This is a genomic window from Bacillus sp. B2-WWTP-C-10-Post-4 (assembly GCF_009183805.1).
Taxonomy (GTDB): Bacteria; Bacillota; Bacilli; order Bacillales; family Bacillaceae_G; genus Bacillus_A; species Bacillus_A cereus.
The window spans coordinates 1-4689 of record NZ_WEII01000189.1 but is presented as its reverse complement, the minus strand read 5'-3'; the positions used below and the strand labels follow the sequence as shown (position 1 = coordinate 4689).

Genomic DNA, 4689 nt, shown 5'->3' with positions numbered 1-4689 from the left:
TATTATTTCATGTAAGGCGGGGGAAACATGGAGTTTATCGTTAATCACAAACAATTCACTCAAGCACTTTCAGAAGTCAACAAAGCAATATCAACAAAATCTTTAATTCCTATATTATCTGGTATAAAAATAACTGCAGATCAATCTGGAATTACTTTAATTGCAAGTAACTCAAATATTTTTATTGAAAAATTCATTCCTGTTTCAATTGAAGACGAAAAGATTGCAACTATTTTAAAGGTAGGAACTATTGTTGTACCTGCAAAGTATTTCATTGAAATAATAAAGAAAATGCCAAGTGATATAGCAATAAAAAGTAAGAATGAGCAAATTATTAAGATACAATCAGAAGAAATCACATTAAGTTTAAATGGATTTCCTGCAGATGAGTTTCCGAATGTACCGCTTATAGACAATCATGCAGAAATCAAGGTAGAAACAGAGCAATTGATTGAAGTATTTAAACAAACAGTCTTTGCGGTAGCAAAAAATGAGTCTAGACCTGTTCTTACTGGGGTGCATATAGAGTTTTCTAATAATAAGTTAATTTGCGCTGCAACTGACTCACATAGACTAGCGATACGCGAAACATTACTTTCCTCAGATGTAAAAGCAAATTGTATTGTACCAAGCGCAACCATTAGTGAACTTCTAAAATTAATGAACAGCAATTCGGAATTCGTATATATCTACCTTTCAGAGAGTCATATTATATTTACGATCGGAACAACTACATTATATTCAAGACTAATTGAAGGGAAATATCCTAATATTTCTAACCTTATTCCAAATGATTTTAAAACGATTATTAACGTAGATAGAAAAAAGATATTACAAGGTGTAGACCGATCAAGTTTATTAGCAAGTGAATGGGCTAATAACAATGTTAACTTAGAAATCATAAACGAATCCACAATTAAAATTTCTTCAAACGCTTCTCAAATTGGGAAAATATCTGAAACGCAACAAATAGATGCGATTCAAGGTGAAAAACAATTAAATATATCTTTCGATGGGCGTTTTATGGTTGATGCTTTAAGAGCAATAAAAGAAGAAACGATTACTTTAAGTTTTGGAGGTTCTATGAGACCGATATTGATTGAAGCAGGAGCGCAATCTGCAGCAGTACATCTTATATCGCCAGTAAGAGCTTATTAGGAATAGAGAAAGGGATTTCATTATGTGCAAGCAGACTGTTGTTTTATGAAATCATAAATTAATACATTATAAGAATGATGTATTAGTAAAGCAAACAGTTTACTAATTCCTACATAATATAATTCATAGACAAAGCAGAAATGGTAATCTGAAATACAAAGCAAAATAATAATAACCTGAATATAAAAGCCATAGATTAATAGATATGGGGTGAGTACGATGAAGAAAATAATTGTTTTACTCATGGGTATAGTTTTAATTATTTTTGCTTTTTATCAATACAACAAAAAAGACTATGCAGCTAAAAGTACTAACTTGTATGTAGAAAACTTTAAAGGGGAAAATGATTCAATAAAAATACAATCTGCTATTAATAAAGCAGAGTCTAGTAAAATTAAAACTGTATTGCTTGATGATAAAAAGTATAAAATTACGTCACCAATCATTGTTAAAAAAGGTGTGAAATTATTATTTGGTTACGGATCCCAATTTGTAGTTGAGGGAAACTTTAGAGTTTTAGAACTAGAGAAAAACGCATCCATTGAAGGAGCGTATATAGCTATTGACGATCCTAAATTTAACTCTGAAGTTATTTATTTAGACGGTAAAAATAAATATTATAACACTTGGAACAAAACACAAATAAAAGATATAAATATTATCAATTGGACGGAAACGAATAAAGGTACCGGAATTTCTTTATACTCTGCTGGAAAAGAAAATGAAATTTCGTTTGTTAACTTCGAAAATATTAAAGTTGTAGGAATGGAAACTGGACTGAAATTAGTAGCGAAAAAACCGAGCACCGGACAAGCTTGGATAAATGCCAATCGTTTTATGAACTTTTCTTTAGAAGACTGTGTAAATATGATTTATATGGATAGTCAAGTAACTACGCCAAATGAAATTAGTGGGAATCAATTTACAAACCTTCAAATACAGCCTTCAAATAAAACAAAAAGCATTATACAGGTAAGTGGTCAACATAATGAATTTCATGGGATGGTGTGGGATTTAAATAAAATAAAACATGAAAACGAACTCATTGAACTGACTGATAAGAGTATGAATACAGTGGTTGAAATGTCCAGTGTACCAGCAAATAGAGTATTAGATAGTGGGAGATCCAATATAGTGAAATAAGTTTAAATACAGAAAAAAGAGCGAATTCTTTATAAGAGGATTCGCTCTTTTTATATTTTAAAATTAAATTTCCTTCCACCAAGCGGATAAAGGATAGTCTGTAGATTTTAACGTAATAGATTCGCCAATTTGTGGCGTTGTAATTTTAACTCCTAAACGGTTAGCTTCTTTCGTAACACGTTCTATCGGGTCACTCCATTCATGTAATGCTAACGTAAAAGCACCCCAATGAATCGGAAGAAGTAATTCTCCTTTAACATCAATATGAGCTTGTACCGTTTCTTCAGGCAACATATGAATAGCAGACCACCTCAGATCATATTGCCCGCATTCCATTAATGTAAGATCGAATGGACCGTATTTATCACCAATTTCCTTAAAGTGAGGGGCATAACCGCTATCACCACTAAAGAAAATTTTAGTCTCTTGACCAAGAATAAGCCATGAACACCATAATGAACGATCTCTATCTGTCATACCACGTCCAGAGAAATGCCTTGCAGGCGCACATACTAACTTAATATTATCAAACGTAATTTCGTCCCACCAATTATGCTCACTAATTTTACTAGGTGAAACCCCCCATTTAATAAGATATTGTGCAACTCCAGTTGGAACATAAAAGTGTTTTGCGCGATTTTTTAACTGCATAATACTTTTGTAATTCAAATGATCATAGTGATTATGAGAAATGATAATCGCATCAATTTCTTGAAGGTCATCACGTTCTAAAGAAAAAGCACCACTATAACGCTTACTATTAAACAAGGGAAATGGGGAAGAGGCATCTCCAAACATCGGGTCTAATAACAGTTTTTTACCTTCTATTTTCAAAAGAGAAGCAGAATGGCCAAACCATGTAACACTCTCTAACGCTTCATTATCTTTATTTGATAAAACAACAGGCAAATCCTTTATAGGACGCAGCTTTGATTTCATTTTAAAGTAATCCGTCATTAAACTTATAATATCTTTCGGTTTAAAACTCATATCAGTATGAATTTGATTTGTATATTTCTTATTCATTCGTTCTCCTTTTTACGATTAACAATTTACGTATGTTGTTATTGTAGCTATTTGTAGTTTAAACTATATTATTTTACCTTTCATCTAAAATGCCTTGTATTTCATAAATCCGTCAAATTCATTATTTGTATCTATAAAGTACAAATCGCATAGCAGCAGCTAAGACAAATATTAAGTACATGTAAATTGTTTTTATTTAGTAAATTCCTTCTTATACGCAACAAAGAACATATGTTTCATTGTATGTTATAGAAGAAAATATGTCTCTAATAAAAGAAAGGAAGGAGAGGATGTAAGTGCACATAGAGCGAAAAAAGAAATCAAAATGTAAACTATCAAAATCTGAGATAACGCAGCTATATGCAGAGGGGAAAAGCACCTCAGAGATTGCTACACTTGCTAATGTGTCTGCAAGGTATATTCGTATGGTTTTATCAGACAGCAACGTCCCAAGGCGCGCTATAGGGAGTTGGAAGAGAAAGTATGACATAAAAGAAAATTATTTTAAAACTTGGTCAAATAATATGGCTTATATTTTAGGATTTATAGCAGCTGACGGCGTTATACAAAAAGAAAATCAATGCGTCAGTATATCACAAAAAGAAAGTTATATTTTAGAAGATATAAAAAAAGAATTAAACACCAACCAGCCACTTTATCAAAACAAAAAAACAGACGTATATATGCTAAACATTAATAGCAAAACAATAAAAGACGACCTTATGAACATACATGGAATCATGCCATGTAAATCATTAAATATTAAATTTCCATTCGTGCCTGAAGAATATTTACATCATTTTGTTCGTGGATATTTTGATGGGGATGGTTACGTCAAGTATGAAACGTATACAGTAAGCTTTGTAGGAGGATCATATAGCTTTATGAATTCTTTAAATCAGGTACTACAAAATCACAATTTACCAGCCGATTTACTAAATCAAAATAAACATTATCGCGTCATTTTAACCGGGAGAAAATCAATACAACTATTTTCAAATTGGATTTATAAAGACAAAGATATTTATTTGCATAGAAAATATGAAGAATTTCAGAAAGAAAGTCTAAGTCTAGATCAATTAAAAGATCGAAACCTAAAAAGAACCCAATCTGCTGTTAAGCAGAGAAAACAAAATTTCCTTAAGGAATATATGAAAAATAAATGTATCGCTAAAACTTGTTCAATTTTAGAAATAAAGGAACCAACTTTTAAAAGTTGGTTAAAAAATGATAATCAATTTAAAAAAGACTATGAAAGAATTCATTCATTATAAAAATACAAAAAACCTTAGTATATCTATGCTAAGGTTTTTAATTTGAGATTATTAGAGGATACTTATTTTCGTTTATAGAAGTTAGTAA

4 protein-coding genes are annotated in these 4689 nt (G+C 31.0%); 3 read left to right on the top strand and 1 reads right to left on the bottom strand.

All coding sequences use genetic code 11. The features are described 5' to 3' along the window. Positions 1–27 precede the first annotated feature (27 nt). Together dnaN and GBN78_RS28560 are read left to right on the top strand one after the other, a co-directional pair. Positions 28–1158 (top strand): DNA polymerase III subunit beta, encoded by a 1131-nt coding sequence (dnaN, locus tag GBN78_RS28565; protein WP_152127975.1) that lies wholly within the window; start codon positions 28–30, stop codon positions 1156–1158. 219 nt (positions 1159–1377) lie between these two features. Then, positions 1378–2301 carry a hypothetical protein gene (locus GBN78_RS28560; RefSeq protein ID WP_000721087.1) on the top strand — a complete coding sequence of 308 codons (924 nt, stop codon included), beginning with the start codon at positions 1378–1380 and terminating at the stop codon, positions 2299–2301. A 63-nt stretch (positions 2302–2364) separates the two neighbouring features. On the opposite strand, the gene GBN78_RS28555 is transcribed toward GBN78_RS28560, so the two are convergent. Next, the gene (locus GBN78_RS28555) at positions 2365–3327 is read right to left on the bottom strand and encodes an MBL fold metallo-hydrolase (RefSeq protein WP_152127974.1); all 963 of its coding nucleotides are present in this window, start codon (positions 3325–3327) and stop codon (positions 2365–2367) included. 296 nt (positions 3328–3623) lie between these two features. Here GBN78_RS28555 and GBN78_RS28550 point away from each other — a divergent pair, with 296 nt between their 5' ends. Beyond that, complete coding sequence (locus GBN78_RS28550; RefSeq protein WP_084064245.1) at positions 3624–4601, top strand: LAGLIDADG family homing endonuclease; 978 nt, start codon at positions 3624–3626, stop codon at positions 4599–4601. Positions 4602–4689 lie beyond the last annotated feature (88 nt).

Excerpts from the sequence above, each read along its gene's own strand:
- dnaN (WP_152127975.1), top strand. The coding sequence starts at position 28 with ATGGAGTTTATCGTTAATCACAAACAATTCACTCAAGCACTTTCAGAA.
- GBN78_RS28560 (WP_000721087.1), top strand. The coding sequence starts at position 1,378 with ATGAAGAAAATAATTGTTTTACTCATGGGTATAGTTTTAATTATTTTT.
- GBN78_RS28555 (WP_152127974.1), bottom strand. The coding sequence starts at position 3,327 with ATGAATAAGAAATATACAAATCAAATTCATACTGATATGAGTTTTAAA.